Genomic DNA, 14,954 nt, shown 5'->3' on the forward strand with positions numbered 1-14,954 from the left:
ATCCGGTGCGTGTTTCCAGAATGCCAGAGCGCTGGCGGTTTGTACTGATCACCTTGGCCGCGCTGATCGGCGTGGCCGTCACGCTGTCCCTGGGCCGCTGGCAGCTGCAGCGCGCGGCCTACAAGCAGGAACTGTTCGACGCCGTGCAGCGCCAGCAGGGCCTGCCGCCGTGGAGCAACGCCCTGCTGGCAGCCGTGCAGCCCGGCGCGGTGCCGAACCCCGAAGCCGCGCCCTGGCTGCACCGTCCCGTGCAATTGCAGGGCCACTGGATTGCGGGGCAGACGCTGTACCTGGACAACCGCCAGATGCAGGGCCAGCCGGGCTTCTTCGTGCTCACGCCGCTGCGGCTGGCTGCGCCGCATGAGGACGTGGTGATTGCCGTGCAGCGCGGCTGGGTGCCGCGCAACTTCCTGGACCGCACGGCCCTGCCCGAGGTGCAGACGCCCGAAGGGCTGGTGACCGTCCAGGGGCGCATGGAGGCCGCGCCGTCCCGGCTCTACGAATTCGGCCGTGCAGGGGCAGACCCTGATGGGCAAAAGTCGCGCATCCGACAGAATGTGGACATTGCCGAATGGGCCGTGGCCTCCGGGCTGCCGCTGCGCGAATGGAGCCTGCTGCAGACCGGCGAAGCCAGCGAAGGCCTGCGGCGCGACTGGCCCGTTGTGACGGCCGGTGTCGAGAAACACCATGGCTATGCGTTCCAATGGTTTGGACTTGCGGCCCTGATCACGCTTTTGTATGTCTGGTTCCAAATCGTCCGACGCTTTGTCCGCCCGCGCCATGCCCGCTCCTGAGACTCCCCTGGAGATGACTGTCCATGGCCTGCCACCCTTGCAGCCGGGCCTTGCCGGCGCGCAACGCACGCGCAGCGGCCGCTGGAAGATGCTGGCCGTGTTCGCGGTCTGCGCTGCGCCCGTGGTGGCCTCCTATTTCACCTACTACGTGCTGCGGCCTGGCCAGCAGCGCAGCTTTGGCGAGCTGATCGCGGACCAGCCAGCCTTGCCACCGGCCACGGCCACCACGCTGGACGGCACCCCTGTACCGCTGCAGTCGCTCAAGGGCCAATGGCTGCTGCTGAGCGTGGCGGGCGGGGCCTGCGGCAGCGCCTGCGAAAGCCATCTCTATCTGCAGCGCCAGCTGCGCGAAACCCTGGGCCGCGAAAAGGACCGGCTGGACCGGGTCTGGCTCATCTCCGACGACGCTCCCGTGCCCGCCCACCTGCGCCCCGCGCTGGCCCAGGCCACGGTGCTGCGCGTGCCCGAGGCCGTGCTGCGCGGCTGGCTGCAGCCCGCGCCCGGCCATGCGCTGCAGGACCACCTGTACGTGGTGGACCCGCAGGGCCACTGGATGATGCGCATGCCCGCCGGGCTGGGCATGGCCGACGCCGGCAAGGCCAAGCGCGACCTGGACCGGCTGCTGCGAGCATCGGCCTCGTGGGACACGGCGGGACGCCCCGGCGACGGCGACTGAGGCCTGCGCCAAGGAACCGAGCCGGCAGCCAGGCCGTCTCATGGAGGCAGGCAGGCCCCGCAGCGCCGGGGTCTTGCGGTTATGGGTTATGGTTTGCGGCTGTGCGAAAGCGCCTTCAGCAGACGCTTTCGCCTTTTCACTTTCCAGCCCGGGCGGCGCGCAGGCTTTGCGGCCACGCAGCCTGCGGCAACTACCTTGTTGAGGAAGCATGAACAAACGGACAGCGCTGCGCTTTCTGGGCGTGACCGCCATGGCATGGGGCGCCCTGGCGCTGAGCGGATGCTCGCGCGAGGCCAAGACCAGTTTCCAGGGCGTCGATGTCACGGGCGCCGAATACGCCAAGGACATTCCCCTGCGCGATGTGGACGGCAAGCAGCGCAGCATCAAGGACTTTGCGGGCAAGGTCGTCGTGGTCTTCTTCGGCTACACGCAATGCCCCGACGTCTGCCCCACCACGCTGCAGGAGCTGGTCGAGGTCAAGCAGCAGCTGGGCGCCGATGGCGACAGGCTGCAGGGCGTCTTCGTCACCCTGGACCCCGAGCGCGACACGCCCGAGGTGCTCAAGGCCTACCTGGGCAACTTCGACCCCGGCTTCGTCGGCCTGCACGGCACGCCCGAGGAGACGGCGGCCGTGGCCAAGGATTTCAAGCTCTTCTACAAGAAGGTGCCCGGCAAGACCGAAGGCACCTACACGCTGGACCATTCGGCCGGCAGCTATGTCTACGACACGGCCGGCCGCCTGCGCGTGTACGAGCGCTACGGCGGCGGCCCGCAGGTGCTGGGCGCCGACGTCAAGGCCCTGCTGCAGGAAAAGCGTTCCTGATCCTGCGCGCGCCGCAGCCAGTGTGACCGCCGTCACATTGGCTGCGTTTAGGCGCGATGCGGCACACCATCCCTGATGTGCATCGCCGCAGGACTGCTTAGAGTGGGCCCCGCCTGGAGCGTCATGCCGACGCCCCGCCCATCTCCAAGAGACCTGATCCATGCGGCGAAACGTGTACGTCACCCAGCGTGAGTACCCTTTGAACGAAGGAGAGACGCTTCTTTCCGTCACCGACCTGAAGGGGCGCATCGTCTATGCCAACGATGCCTTCATCCGCGTCAGCGGCTTCGAGGCCGCCGAGCTCTACGGCAAGGCCCACAGCATCGTGCGCCATCCCGACATGCCGGCCGCCGCCTTCGCCGACATGTGGTCCACCATCCAGCGAGGGCTGCCCTGGAGCGCCCTGGTCAAGAACCGGCGCAAGAACGGCGACCACTACTGGGTGCGCGCCAACGCCAGTCCCATACGGCATGCGGGCGCCGTGGTCGGCTACCTGTCCGTGCGCACCCGGCCGCAGCCGTACGAGGTGCAGCAGCATGCGGCGCTCTATGAACAGATCAATGCCGGCGTGCGCTCGCTGGGCCTGCACCGGGGCTTTCCGGTGGGGCGCGGCGCCGCGGGCGCGCTGCAGCGCTGGTGGCGCTTCAGGCCGCTGGCCTGGCGGGCGCAGGCCATGGTGGCGGGACTGTGGCTGCTGGGATCGGCCGGGCTGTGGTTGCCGTCGCTGCAGGCCTGGGCCTCGGCTTTGCCCCTGTCCCTGACGCTGGCCGAGATCTGGCCCGCCTGGCTGATCTGGAGCCTGGCTTGCGTGGCGGCCGGGCAGTGGCTGCGCACCAGGCTGCTCATGCCCCTGGCTGCCCTGCGCGGACAGGCCCAGGCCGTGGCCAGCGGGCAGCAGACGGGGGAACTGTTCACGCAGCGCACGGACGAGATCGGCGCCATCGGCGGCGCCGTGCGGCAGACCGGACTCAACCTGGTCTCCCTGGTGGACGACATCCAGGGCAAGAGCGACCAGGTGCGCCGCTGCGCGCTGGCCGTGCAGCAGGGCAGCACCGAACTGAGCGACCGCACCGAGGCTGCCGCCGCCAGCCTGGAGCAATCGGCCCAGGCCATGCAGGCCCTGGCCTGCGCCATAGAGCGCAGCAGCGCCCAGGCCGGCGAGGCCGCCCGCCGCGCGCGGCATGGCGTGGACATGGCCGGGCAGAGCAGCCGCATGGTCGCACAACTGGACCAGGGCATGCGCGGCGTGGCCCGGACCAGCGACCAGGTCGGGGAGATCAGCTCGCTCATCGACGGCATTGCCTTTCAGACCAATCTGCTGGCGCTCAACGCCGCCGTGGAGGCCGCGCGCGCCGGCGAGCACGGCAAGGGCTTTGCCGTGGTGGCCGACGAGGTGCGCGGCCTGTCCCAGCGCAGCGCCCAAGCTGCGCGCCAGATCAAGGCATTGATCGAGGCATCGCAGCAGCAGGTGGCGCAAAGCTGCGCCATGGCGCGCGAAATGGGCGAGGCCATGCTCGCCGTGCAGGCCGACATGCGCGAGCAGCTGCTGCTGGCCGAAGGCATGCAGGCCGCCAGCCAGGCCCAGGCCGGTGGCGTGCAACAGGTTCAGGCCGCCGTGCAGCAGCTCGAACAGATGACCCAGCACAACGCCACGCTGGCGCGCGACACCATCGCGCACGCGCAGCAGCTGGCCGGGCAGGCTCAGGCGCTGGAGGCTGCGGCATCGGTCTTCCACGGCAAGGGGCCGTCCGCATGATGGCGTCGGCCTGGAGCGCGCAAGCCGGCCATCTGATCGGGCCGTGCGAGGCGCTGGATGAGGAGCTCAAGCGCGTGGCCATGGAGGCCGCGCCCGACGGCATCGTGCTCGTGGATCGCAAGGGCCGCATCCTGCTGGCCAATCCCGCCATGCAGGCCATGAGCGGTTATGGCGCCTCCGAGCTGCTGGGCCGTCCGCTGCAGATGCTGCTGCCGCCCGAGGCGCATGCGGCCCATGGGCCGCAGCTGCAGTCCTACTTCGCCCAGCCCGCGCGCCGGCCCATGGGGCAGGGGCGGGACCTGTGGCTGCTGCGCAAGGACGGCAAGCGCCTGTCCGTGGACATCGCCCTGGGCCATTCCCCGCACGGCGGGGGCGTGGCCGTGGCCTTTGTGCGCGACCTGTCGCAGCTGCGCCAGATGGAGGCCTGCATGCACTACCACGCCACGCACGACACGCTCACCGGCCTGCTCAACCGCTGGCAGTTCGGGTTGCAGCTGGAGCAGGCGATCTCGCAGGCGCAGGTGCAAGTGGGTTCGGGCTCGGGTTCGGGCTCGGGCACCGGGCCCGCGTCCTTTGCGCTGCTGCTGCTGGACCTCGACAACTTCAAGGCCATCAACGACGGATATGGCCACGACGTGGGCGACCAGGTGCTCAAGGAAGTGGCGCGCCGCCTGCAGGCCGCGCTGGGCACTTCGGCCACGCTGGCGCGCATGGGCGGTGACGAGTTCACCGCCGTGCTGCATCCCTGCAACGGGCCGGACCTGCGCCGGCGCGTCGACGCGCTGCTGGGCGAGCTGTGCCGGCCCTGCGCCATCGGCCACTACGCGCTGAACTTCGGCGCCAGCGTGGGCGTGGCCTTCTACCCGCAGGACGCGGGCGATGCGGCCACCCTCATGCGCTATGCCGACATGGCCATGTACGACGCCAAGCAGCGCGGCCGTGCCTCCTACGCCTGCTATGCCAGCGCCATGGGCGAGGCCATGGCCGAGAAAGTGCTGCTGCACGAACGCCTCAAGCGCGCCCTGGACCGGGGTCTGCTGAGCCTGCATTTCCAGCCCCAGGTGCAGGTGCTGGGCGGCCAGGTCCAGGGCGTGGAGGCCCTGCTGCGCTGGAACGACGAGCAGATGGGCTGGGTCTCGCCGGAGCGCTTCGTGCCCGTGGCCGAGTCCACGGGCCTGATCCTCGCTCTGGGCGAATGGGTGATCGATGCGGCCTGCCGCCAGGCCGGCGACTGGCTGCGCGCAGGCATGCCGCTGCGCGTGGCGGTCAACCTCTCGGCCCAGCAACTGCGCCAGGCCGACCTGCAGCAGCGCCTCATGGGCAGCCTGGCCCGGCATGGCGTGCCGCCGCACCTGCTGGAGCTGGAAGTCACCGAGTCCGCCGCCATGACCGACCCGCAGCAGGCGCGCGAACTGCTGGGCAGCCTGCTTGCCGCAGGCGTCTGCGTGGTGCTGGATGATTTCGGCACCGGCTACTCCTCGCTGGCCCACCTGCGCGATCTGCCCGTCTCGCGCGTGAAGATAGACCGCACCTTCATCGGCCCCATGCTCGACAGCCCGGCCGACGCCAAGATCGTCAAGGCCGTGATCGCGCTGGCCCGCACCCTGGGCCTGCAGGTGGTTGCCGAAGGCGTGGAAACCGCCGAGCAGCTGCGCCTGCTGCGCATCCTGGACTGCGACGCCTACCAGGGCTGGCTCTTCGCCCGCGCCATGCCGGCGGAGCAGATTCCCGCGCTGATTCACAAGCCCGTGGCGACCTTGCTGGCGCAGCAGGAGGAAGAGGCGCTTGAGCATCAAACTGCGGACTGTTGCGATGGGAAGGGAGCGATGGTGAGCAGGGACGGCGGTTCTGCCAAACCTGGCGCTTGATGTTGCAACAGGTCGGCAAGCCTACCGGTCCGCCCGATCAACCGCCACGCCTCTCGCACCCCACCTCCTTCACCCCACCTCCCTCACCCCACCCCCACTGATCCTCGACAACACCGCAGGCTGCAGCACGCAATGCCATCGATCCGGCCGCTCCAGCGCGCCCAGTTGCACCAGGCGCACAAGGCTGCGCGCAATGGTTTCGCGCGTGGTGGCCAGCAGGGCGGCCAGTGCGCCCTGGCTGGGCAGGCGCACGAGCAGGCTTGACTGCAGCGCGGCCAGTTGCATCAGGGTGGCGGCCAGCTGGCGCAGCACGCCGGGGATGCGGACGATGTGGGCCCATTCCGCCAGCAGGGCGTTGTTGCAGGTGTAGCTGGTGGCCAGCGCGCGCACGAAGGCGGCATCGACCAGGCCGCGGCGCGTGATGGTGGCGATGTCCACGCAGCAGATGCGCCCCGGACCCAGGGCCTCGAAGTGCATGGCCGAGGGCTGCTGCAGCCAGCCCGGGCTGCCCAGCGCGTGGCCGTTGCCGAACAGCGCCACGGGCCGCTGCACGCCGTCGCCGCCACGGCGGATAGCCAGGACGAAACCGAGCTTGATCACCTGGAATTCATGGGCAACGCAGCCTTGCGCCTGGAGCTTCTGGCCCTTGGCCAGGCCGCGTTCGCGGATGTGCGGCAGCCATTGCAGGAAGGCGGGTTCGGGCAGTTGCCCCAGCAGGCAGTGCGACGAACGCATGCATTCGCTGCAGCGTACGGCTGAAGGCGCAAAGGACGACGATGGCATGGCACGGACGGTTCGAAGGCGCCGCAAGCCAGGGCAGGAGGCGCCCCGGCGCTGGCAGGGACCCGGGCGTGCGGCCAGGGCGAAGCCGTGCAGGCTAGCGGGCCCTGCGGCTGAATGCAACGTGATGTAACCGTTTTCGCGCCAGATGGCGTCAATCCGCCGCTGTTCCTTGACCTGGGTCAGACGGCTGCCGTGCTGCTGGCGCTGCTGGCCGTTTCGCTGCCGTGGGCGCGGGCGGCTTCGCGCATGCGTGCCAGCTCGCGTGCGGGCAGGGGGATGTCGCCGCTGGCGACCTTCATCAGCAGGCAGTGCAGCATTTCGGTGGACAGGCCGTGCAGCACCAGGCGGTGGCCGGCGCGCAGGGTGGACAGGGGCACCAGCGGGTGCTTGTTGTTGAGCATGACCAGGTGCTCGGGCGAGGCGAGGATCTTGGCCGCATAGATGGCCACGGTCTCATCCAGCTGCAGCGAGTTGCTGGCGCGCCAGAAGTCGTTGTCGGTCAGCAGCAGCTGGTAGACGGGCGTGTAGACCTCGATGGCGCTTTGCAGGTCCAGCAGGTTCAGGCGCCCGCGCGGCATGTCCTCCAGGCGCAGGGGCGGGTTGCGCAGCATGGAGAAGTCGGGCTCGGCCACGGGCTGCAGTTCCTGGCCTGCGGCGCGCAGCGCGTTGTTCAGGCGGATGACGAAGTTGAACAGGTTCAGGTCGTGCCTGAGGAACAGGTCGTCCTTGATGTCGTCGATGCTGTCCGGCTCCAGCGGTGTGGTGGACACGGGCGTGGGCGCATTGGCCGCGACAAAGGCCAGGATCTGCGAGCCCAGGTGGAAGTGGCGCAGGATGAGCCAGTTGGCCTCGGGCGAGACGAAGCGGTTCATGCTGAAGGCCAGCAGCCGGTGCAGCAGCCTGGAGTGGGCCCAGTTGCGCGGCAGCAGCACCTTGAGGATCTGGATGAGGACGATGCTGGTGCGCGCCAGCGGCCGCAGGAAGGGCAGCAGGTACTGGCGCGAGCCGCTGCTGCAGTCGCGCAGCCAGGCGGCCTTGACGTCGTCGGGCAGCGGCGTGCTCTGGTCCAGGTACAGGGCACGCCAGGGGCTGGGGTCGCGCTCGTCGTGGGGCTGGTCGATGAAGTCTGGCGGTGGCATCAGTTCTCCTCGGTCAGGACATGCTCGAACTGCATCAGGTACAGCGCCGCCGTGTGGCGCGCGGTGCGCACGATGGCCTGCGCCGCCGTGCCCCCGCTGCCGTCTGTGCCGTCCAGCGCCATCACCATCTGCACGGCCATGAGCCAGCGCTCCAGGTGGTGTTCGTCGTTGGCGCCGTGGTATTCCAGGAAGCGGAAGGCATCGGGCGGCAGCGGCAGGCTGGCGCGCAGCAGCGGCAGCAGGCTGGGCACGATGCGCTGGCCCGTGCCTTCGATGATGTAGATGGCGCCCAGCAGGCCCACGGGATTGGGCGTGGCGGCCAGGCCGTGCAGATAGGCGTTGAGCGCCTCGCCGCCGGGGTTGCGGCGCAGGCGGGTGAGGTCGGTCTCGGTGCCGCCGGCCTTCAGGTAGTCCTCGTGCAGGATGCGGAAGTCGTTCTGCTCCTCGCCCGCATGCACGTCGATCAGCGCAGCCAGCGCCGCGTGCTCGCCGGTCAGCGAGGCCGCGCCCTCGCGCATCCACAGGCTGCCCTCGCGCACCTGGAGAACCCAGTGGCTCATCCAGCGCACGTAGTCCGCCGTCTGCAGCCTGCCTGTGCGTATGCGCTGCAGCAGCGGCGTGCGCCACACGCGCGAGCGGTAGTCCTGCCAGAGGCTGGCCAGTTCGGTCAGCAGCGGCGCGAGCGTGGCCGGGGCCTGGTTCGGGTCGTGGGGCGGGGCGATGGTGGAGACATCGGGCAGCAGGTCCGGGGCAGCGGGAGCTTCGGCGGTGGCACTGCGCGCTGTGGCCTTGGCCGGGGTGGCGGTGGGAGCCTGGGCCGCATCCTCCACTTCCAGCAGCATGTAGCCGGCCGTGAAGCGGCCCGATTCGGGAATGAAGCACAGCACGGTGTCGCCGTGCTTCAGGCGTGCCGATTCCGTGCGCAGGAACTCGGACAGCATCACGAAGATGGAGGCCGCGCCCGTGTTGCCGCGCCAGGCCAGGTTGCTCCACCAGCGTTCGCGCGGGATGCCGAGCTGGGCCTTTCCCAGCAACTCGTCCACCACGGGGATGAAGCGCTCCGACGAGTAGTGGCACAGGAAGTGGTCTATGCCGCGCCCGGGCACCCAGCCCGTGTGCGCCAGGTGGGCGTATTCGTGGATGCAGACATCGAACAGGTGCGGCAGCAGGCGGATGTCCTGGCGCAGCGACAGCGCGCCTGCGGCCTCGGCCTCGCCCCAGGCGGCAAAGTCCAGGTGGCTGGTGGCGCGGTCGGGCGTCAGGCCCAGCTGCATGCAGACCGGGTAGTCGCCCGCAAAGCTGCGCAGGTGCGTCCAGCGCAGCTTCAGGCGCAGGCCGGGCGCCTGGGGCAGGGCCTGCGGGCCGCCCAGCAGCACGGCGCCTGCGCCATCGGACAGCATCCAGCGCAGGAAGTGGGCGTCGAAATCCGTGTTGTATCCCTGGGCCGCGAAGCGCGAGCGCTTGAACAGGCGCGAGGGCATTTCGCTGGCCACGGCCAGGGCCAGCGAGTCGGGCGCGCGGTCCACGGCCTGGGCCGCTGCCTGCAGCGCGCCCACGCTGGCGGCGCAGACGCCGTGCACGGACAGGGTCTCCATGGGCGGCGCAGCCATCTCGCCCTGGATCATGCTGGCAAAGCCGGGCATGAGCGCATCGCCGCCCGAGGAACCGCTGGCCAGGAAGCCCACATCGCCCAGCGCGCGCCCGGCCTGCGCCAGGCAGTCCTGGATGGCCTGGGCGGCCATGGCCGTGTTGCTGTGCACGGTGCGGCCTTCGGCGTCGATGGCGTAGTGGCGCTGGACAATGCCGTTCTCGGCCAGGATGCGGCGCTTGAGGCGCTCGGACAGGCGGTTGAGCGGCGCCACGTAGGCATCCATGCCTGCGTTGTCCACGGGTTCACCGGGCAGGAACATGCCTGCGGCATGCAGATAGACGTTGGAATAGGCGACGGGCATGGGTTCTGGGACGTATCAGTCGTATGTTCCGGGAGGCATGTGCGCGCGCGTGCGCGCCGGCGGCCAGACCGTGCCGAGCACGAAGACGCGGGCCATGTAGGGTAGCAGTCCGCCTTCGTTGAGCGCGGGGGCCACGCGCTGGCGATAGTGCAGGTCGTGCAAGCGCGTGAGCTCGGACCAGTGGGCCTGGGGCTGCTCGTGGTGGGCCGTGTGCAGGCCGATGTTGAACAGCAGCGGATTGACCCAGCCCTCGAAGTTGCGCGCGTAGTTCAGTGGCGTGGCGCTGTCCAGCCGCTGGCCGCGCGTCAGTGGCCGGCCATCGGCATGGGCGTGCTGCAGGTAGTTGGTGGCCAGCAGCCAGTGCAGGCCATGCAACTGGGGAACGATCACCAGCAGCAAGGCCTTTTGCCAATCCAGCGACAGCAGCAGCGCCCAGCTGCCCAGCCACAGCAGGTACTGGCCCATGCAGTAGCGAAAGGCGCCGGGCCAATGCCGCCGCAGCTGGCCCAGCCAGCGCAGGAACAGCGGGTACAGCACCCAGCCGGCCTGCAGCGGGTGGAGCAGGTAGCCCAGCAGATGGTTGTGGTCGCCGCCGAAGCGGTAGGTGCGTGCCATGTCGCGCGGGCCGTGGCGGAAGCGGTGGTGGTTGGCCACATGGGCGGGCCAGAACACAAAGGTCGGGTGGCCTTGCAGCAGGGTCAGCCAGTAGTCGGTGAAGCGGTTGGCCCAGCGCCCGCGCCACATGCGCAAATGCGTGTGGTTGTGGTGGATGACGCCCACGCCCAGCGTGAGGAACAGCTCGATCCCGTAGAGCCACAGGTTCCAGCCATGCTGCCACTGCCACCACACGATCAGCGGCAGCGCCACCAGATAGGCCAGCGACTGCAGGTCGCGCCAGTGGAGCAGCCGGGGCAGCCGTGGCTGGACGTGGCGAGCAGGCGGCCGGCTCATTCCGTCCTGGGCCGGGCCGTGGCGGGCAGTGCCACGCGCGTGCGCATCAGCCGGTCCATGAAGGCCAGCGCAAAGCCATAGTTGCCGTTGGGCCGGGCATGGTGCAGGTGGTGGCGCCGGCTGGCGGCCAGCGCATGCGTGTCGGACACCCCGGGAAAGAAGTCGTAGTTGGAGTGGCCTATGACGTTCAGCAGCAGGCTGAGCACCGGCACCGAGGCCAGCGACCAGAAACTGAAGTCGTGCACCACCATGGGCAGCAGGATGACGTTGCCCAGCATCAGCGCCTCGATGGGATGGAAGCTGTAGGTGGACCACGGCGTGGTGACGATGGAGCGGTGGTGGTCGCCATGAAAGCGCCCCAGCAGCCGCGTGTGCAGCAGGCGGTGGTTGATCCAGAAATGCACATCGTTCCAGATCAGCAGCACCACGACTTCGATGGCAATGCGCCAGGGGCCTGCATCGGGCTCCAGCCGCGCCCACCCCAATTGCAGAAGGCCCCAGGGCACGATCATGCCGATGCCGAAGATCAGCACCGAATGCAGCGACTGGCGCCATTCGCGCTGCAACTGGTCGGGCTTGAGCGGGCGCGTGTCCAGCACGCGGCCCACGCCGCGCCGCTGCAGCCAGCGCGTGAGCGCCGACATGCCCCAGCCGCCGGCCAGGTAGAGCACGCCAAAGAAGGCCAGGCCCCAGGCCATGACCTGCCAGGCATTGAGTTCGGTAAAGGCTTGGGCTGCGGTCATGGGGGTGTCAAAGAGGGCACGTCACTGGGCGCATCATTGTGCGCGTATGCCCTGTTCGCGGATGATGCGGCCCAGCGTCGCCACGTCCTGGCGCATGCGCAGGGCCAGGCCTTCGGGCGAGCTGCCCACGGCCTGCCAGCCCTGGGCGGCCAGGCGCGCGCGCATCTCGGGCGAGCGCACGATCTCGCTCACGGCCTCGGCCAGCTTGTGCACATGGGCGGCGGGCATGGCCTTGGGCGCGGCCACGGCGTTCCAGATCTCCAGGTCGAAATCGCCCACGCCCAGCTCCTTGAGGCTGGGCAGGCCCGGCGCCAGCGGGCTGCGCGCGGCCGAGGTCACGGCCACGCCGCGCAGCTTGCCGGCCTGGACCTGGGCCATGGCCAGCGCGGGCGGCAGCATGGACAGCTGCAGGTCGCCGCCCTGGATGGCGTTGAACACCTGCGGGTAGCCGGGATAGGGAATGTGCTCGGGCCTGAGCGCGGAGCGGCTCTTGAGCAGCTCCATGCCCAGGTGGCCCACGGTGCCCACGCCGGGCGAGCCGTAGCTCCAGCGGCTGCCGGCCTGGGCAGCGGCCTCCAGGAAGGCCCGGCCCTCGGGCGCGCCGGCCGGCGCCACCAGCACCAGGGGTGCCACGCCGATCAGGCTGACGGGCTGCAGGTCCGTGACGGGGTCGTAGCGCACGGCGGGGTTGAGCAAGCGGGCAATCGTCAGGTTGCCGTTGATCATCACGCTGAAGGTATGGCCATCGCGCGCACGGGCCACCTGCTCGCCTGCAATGTTGCCGCCTGCGCCCACCTTGTTCTCGACGATGACGGGCTGGCCCAGGCGCTTTTCCAGCGGCTCGGCCAGGGCGCGCGCCGTGAGGTCGGGGGAGGAGCCCGCGGGAAAGCCCACGATCAGATGCAGGGGCCTGCTGGGCCACTGGTCGCCCGCCACGGCGGCGCAAGGCAGCAGGGCCGAAGCCAGGGCGGTGGCCAAGGCATTGGCGAAGAGGCGGCGTAGTGGCGAGATGGCGCTGGCGGGCATGGGTGCGTGGGGGCCGCAAAGGCTGCGGGCAATAAAAAACCCGGAGATTATCCGGGTTTGTCTTGAAGCGGCCTGTCAGCCCAGGCCGTCAGGCCATCAGGCCATCAGGCGAACTCGGCCAGGGCCTTCTTCATCTTCTTCATGGCAGCCACCTCGATCTGGCGAATACGCTCGGCGCTCACGCCATACACGGCGGCCAGCTCATGCAGCGTCATGCCGCCCGAGCCGTCATCGTTGACCTTGAGCCAGCGCTCCTCGACGATGCGGCGGCTGCGGTCGTCCAGCGAATCCAGCGCCATGGCAATGCCGTCGGTGGCCAGGTGGTCACGCTGGCGCGACTCGATCATGGCCGTGGGCTCATGTGCGCCGTCGGCCAGATAGGCGATGGGACCGAAGGCCTGCTCGCCATCATCGCTGGGCGAGGGGTCCAGCAGCACGTCGCCACCGGCTAGGCGCGTTTCCATCTCCATGACTTCTTCGCGCTTGACGTTGAGCTTCTCGGCCATGGCGTCGATCTCGCCGGAGGTCAGCGTGTCGCGCAGCATGGCGCCGTCCTCGGCCATGGCGGCGTCGGACTTCAGGCCCTGCTTCATGGAGCGCAGGTTGAAGAACAGCTTGCGCTGGGCCTTGGTCGTGGCGACCTTGACCATGCGCCAGTTCTTGAGGATGTACTCGTGGATTTCGGCCTTGATCCAGTGCATGGCGTAGCTCACCAGGCGCACGTTCTGATCGGGATCGAAGCGCTTGACGGCCTTCATCAGGCCGACATTGCCTTCCTGGATCAGGTCGCCGTGCGGCAGGCCGTAACCCAGGTACTGGCGCGAGATGGACACCACCAGGCGCAGGTGGGACATCACCAGACGCCCTGCGGCGTCCAGATCGCTGTGTTCTTTGAGCTTGCGGGCGTAGTCCTGCTCTTCCTCGAGGGTGAGCATGGGCAGGCGGTTGACCGCGGAAATGTAGGCATCCAGATTGCCCAGAGGCGGCACCAGGGCCCAGGGGTTAGCGGGCGCCAAGGTGGTCGCAATGGAGCCGGAGGCGTTTGTCATTGCAGAGTTCCTTTCTTCCATTCCTTCATATTAGCACTCGTTAGGATTGAGTGCTAAAGCCGAAGTTCCGCGGGTTTTTCAGTCGGTTGCAGAAATCTTCGGCACTGCAAAAGTCGCTTCTGGCTAGTCTGAGCGATTTTTGGAAACCCTGCTTGCCGGCGGGAGGCATGTGTCGGCCCCCGCCGGGTTTTGACCCCTTTGCGCCTGGCTCCGCCGGCGACCGGCACGAAGGATCCAGGTTCGTGCAGTCGCGGTGCCCAGCGGCTATTTGAACCGTGGCTGCACGATGATCTTCACCGCCGACTCGTTGTTGTGGATCAGCGTGTCAAAGCCCTGGGCCACCAGGTCATCGAGCTGGATGCGCTGGGTGATGAAGGGCTCGAGGTTGATCTTGCCCTCCTCGACCAGCTTGATGGTTTCCTGGTGGTCGTTGCAGTAGGCGATGGTGCCGCGCACGTCCAGCTCCTTCATGACCACGCTGTGCACGTTGATGGTGGCCGGATGGCTCCAGATGGACACGATCACCACCACGCCCGTGGCCTTCGTCGCGGCCACCAGCGTGTCCAGCACCTTGTTCACGCTGGTGCATTCGAACGACACATCCACGCCCTTGCCGCCGGTGAGCTTCATCACCTCGGCCACCACGTCCACCTCGGAGGGGTCCAGGATGTGATCGGCCACGCCCGATTCACGCGCCTTTTGCTTGCGCTTGGCACTGAGCTCGGTGATGACGACGGTCAGGCCCTTGGCCTTGAGGATGGCCGACAGCAGCAGGCCGATGGGGCCGGCGCCGCCCACCAGTGCCACATCGCCGGCCTTCGCTCCGCTGCGGGTGTAGGCATGGTGGCCCACGGACAGCGGCTCGATCAGCGCGGCCTGGTCCAGTGGAATGGCATCGGAGATGGGATGCACCCAGCGGCGCTTGACGGCAATGCGCTCGGACAGCCCGCCACCGCGCCCGCCCAGGCCGATGAAGTTCATGTCCTTGGACAGGTGGTAGTTGTCGCCCGGCCCCGTGGGCACATCGTCGGCCACGATGTAGGGCTCCACCACCACATGCTGGCCGACCTGGATATCGTCCACCCCTGCGCCCACGGCGTACACCACGCCCGAGAACTCATGCCCCATGGTGATGGGTGCGGACTCGCCCGAGATGGGATGCGGGTGGCCGCAGGGCGGGATGAAGATCGGCCCTTCCATGAACTCATGCAGATCCGTGCCGCAGATGCCGCACCAGGCCACTTCGATGCCCACGGTGCCGGGCTCCACCACGGGTTCGGGGATGTCCTCGATGCGGATGTCGCCCCGGTCGTGGAAACGTGCTGCTTTCATGATTGAACTTTCTGTTTTGCAAGGCTGGGTTGGCGGGCGGCACAGCCGCCCCATGGCGATTA

General features: G+C 68.7%; 13 protein-coding genes. 5 read left to right on the plus strand and 8 right to left on the minus strand.

Features of this window, described 5'->3' with window-relative positions; genetic code table 11:
• Positions 1-20 precede the first annotated feature (20 nt).
• The 5 genes from ACN20X_RS08070 (at position 21) to ACN20X_RS08090 (ending at position 5,917) form a co-directional block, all read left to right on the plus strand.
• Complete coding sequence (locus ACN20X_RS08070) at positions 21-794, plus strand: SURF1 family protein (RefSeq protein ID WP_473043205.1); 774 nt, start codon at positions 21-23, stop codon at positions 792-794.
• Positions 781-1,470 (plus strand): SCO family protein, encoded by a 690-nt coding sequence (locus tag ACN20X_RS08075; RefSeq protein WP_473042469.1) that lies wholly within the window; start codon positions 781-783, stop codon positions 1,468-1,470. The genes ACN20X_RS08070 and ACN20X_RS08075 overlap by 14 nt, the downstream gene beginning before the upstream one ends.
• A 208-nt stretch (positions 1,471-1,678) precedes the next feature.
• Positions 1,679-2,293, plus strand: a complete 615-nt coding sequence (locus ACN20X_RS08080) for an SCO family protein (RefSeq protein WP_016453745.1) — start codon at positions 1,679-1,681, stop codon at positions 2,291-2,293.
• Between the two features lie 160 nt (positions 2,294-2,453).
• Positions 2,454-4,049, plus strand: coding sequence for a methyl-accepting chemotaxis protein (locus tag ACN20X_RS08085; protein WP_473210441.1), 1,596 nt, complete (start codon positions 2,454-2,456; stop codon positions 4,047-4,049).
• Complete coding sequence (locus ACN20X_RS08090) at positions 4,046-5,917, plus strand: putative bifunctional diguanylate cyclase/phosphodiesterase (protein WP_473210442.1); 1,872 nt, start codon at positions 4,046-4,048, stop codon at positions 5,915-5,917. Before ACN20X_RS08085 ends, ACN20X_RS08090 begins: the two co-directional genes overlap by 4 nt.
• Positions 5,918-5,986: 69 nt before the next feature.
• Here ACN20X_RS08090 and ACN20X_RS08095 read toward each other — a convergent pair whose 3' ends face one another.
• The 8 genes from ACN20X_RS08095 to ACN20X_RS08130 all read right to left on the minus strand — a co-directional run bounded on the left by ACN20X_RS08095 (position 5,987) and on the right by ACN20X_RS08130 (position 14,892).
• The gene (locus ACN20X_RS08095; RefSeq protein WP_016450151.1) at positions 5,987-6,652 is read right to left on the minus strand and encodes a Crp/Fnr family transcriptional regulator; all 666 of its coding nucleotides are present in this window, start codon (positions 6,650-6,652) and stop codon (positions 5,987-5,989) included.
• 227 nt (positions 6,653-6,879) lie between these two features.
• The gene (locus ACN20X_RS08100) at positions 6,880-7,839 is read right to left on the minus strand and encodes a DUF6999 family protein (protein ID WP_473210443.1); all 960 of its coding nucleotides are present in this window, start codon (positions 7,837-7,839) and stop codon (positions 6,880-6,882) included.
• On the minus strand, positions 7,839-9,791 hold the full coding sequence (locus ACN20X_RS08105; RefSeq protein ID WP_473210444.1) for a 3-oxoacyl-[acyl-carrier-protein] synthase III C-terminal domain-containing protein: 1,953 nt from the start codon (positions 9,789-9,791) through the stop codon (positions 7,839-7,841). The genes ACN20X_RS08100 and ACN20X_RS08105 overlap by 1 nt, the downstream gene beginning before the upstream one ends.
• A gap of 15 nt (positions 9,792-9,806) precedes the next feature.
• The gene (locus ACN20X_RS08110; protein ID WP_473210445.1) at positions 9,807-10,742 is read right to left on the minus strand and encodes a fatty acid desaturase; all 936 of its coding nucleotides are present in this window, start codon (positions 10,740-10,742) and stop codon (positions 9,807-9,809) included.
• Positions 10,739-11,485, minus strand: a complete 747-nt coding sequence (locus ACN20X_RS08115) for a sterol desaturase family protein (protein ID WP_016453752.1) — start codon at positions 11,483-11,485, stop codon at positions 10,739-10,741. The genes ACN20X_RS08110 and ACN20X_RS08115 overlap by 4 nt, the downstream gene beginning before the upstream one ends.
• A gap of 33 nt (positions 11,486-11,518) precedes the next feature.
• Positions 11,519-12,511 carry a Bug family tripartite tricarboxylate transporter substrate binding protein gene (locus ACN20X_RS08120; protein ID WP_392417847.1) on the minus strand — a complete coding sequence of 331 codons (993 nt, stop codon included), beginning with the start codon at positions 12,509-12,511 and terminating at the stop codon, positions 11,519-11,521.
• A 104-nt stretch (positions 12,512-12,615) separates the two neighbouring features.
• Entirely contained in the window at positions 12,616-13,560 is a 945-nt protein-coding gene (rpoH, locus tag ACN20X_RS08125; RefSeq protein ID WP_016450157.1) for an RNA polymerase sigma factor RpoH, read from the minus strand.
• A gap of 264 nt (positions 13,561-13,824) precedes the next feature.
• A complete protein-coding gene (locus tag ACN20X_RS08130; RefSeq protein WP_016450158.1) occupies positions 13,825-14,892 on the minus strand; it encodes a 2,3-butanediol dehydrogenase in 1,068 nt (355 codons plus the stop codon).
• Positions 14,893-14,954: the final 62 nt, after the last annotated feature.

It is taken from the genome of Delftia sp. PX-1 (assembly GCF_055797465.1).

Coding starts and splice junctions, on each gene's coding strand:
- ACN20X_RS08070 (WP_473043205.1), top strand. CDS start 21: ATGCCAGAGCGCTGGCGGTTTGTACTGATCACCTTGGCCGCGCTGATC.
- ACN20X_RS08075 (WP_473042469.1), top strand. CDS start 781: ATGCCCGCTCCTGAGACTCCCCTGGAGATGACTGTCCATGGCCTGCCA.
- ACN20X_RS08080 (WP_016453745.1), top strand. CDS start 1,679: ATGAACAAACGGACAGCGCTGCGCTTTCTGGGCGTGACCGCCATGGCA.
- ACN20X_RS08085 (WP_473210441.1), top strand. CDS start 2,454: ATGCGGCGAAACGTGTACGTCACCCAGCGTGAGTACCCTTTGAACGAA.
- ACN20X_RS08090 (WP_473210442.1), top strand. CDS start 4,046: ATGATGGCGTCGGCCTGGAGCGCGCAAGCCGGCCATCTGATCGGGCCG.
- ACN20X_RS08095 (WP_016450151.1), bottom strand. CDS start 6,652: ATGCGTTCGTCGCACTGCCTGCTGGGGCAACTGCCCGAACCCGCCTTC.
- ACN20X_RS08100 (WP_473210443.1), bottom strand. CDS start 7,839: ATGCCACCGCCAGACTTCATCGACCAGCCCCACGACGAGCGCGACCCC.
- ACN20X_RS08105 (WP_473210444.1), bottom strand. CDS start 9,791: ATGCCCGTCGCCTATTCCAACGTCTATCTGCATGCCGCAGGCATGTTC.
- ACN20X_RS08110 (WP_473210445.1), bottom strand. CDS start 10,742: ATGAGCCGGCCGCCTGCTCGCCACGTCCAGCCACGGCTGCCCCGGCTG.
- ACN20X_RS08115 (WP_016453752.1), bottom strand. CDS start 11,485: ATGACCGCAGCCCAAGCCTTTACCGAACTCAATGCCTGGCAGGTCATG.
- ACN20X_RS08120 (WP_392417847.1), bottom strand. CDS start 12,511: ATGCCCGCCAGCGCCATCTCGCCACTACGCCGCCTCTTCGCCAATGCC.
- rpoH (WP_016450157.1), bottom strand. CDS start 13,560: ATGACAAACGCCTCCGGCTCCATTGCGACCACCTTGGCGCCCGCTAAC.
- ACN20X_RS08130 (WP_016450158.1), bottom strand. CDS start 14,892: ATGAAAGCAGCACGTTTCCACGACCGGGGCGACATCCGCATCGAGGAC.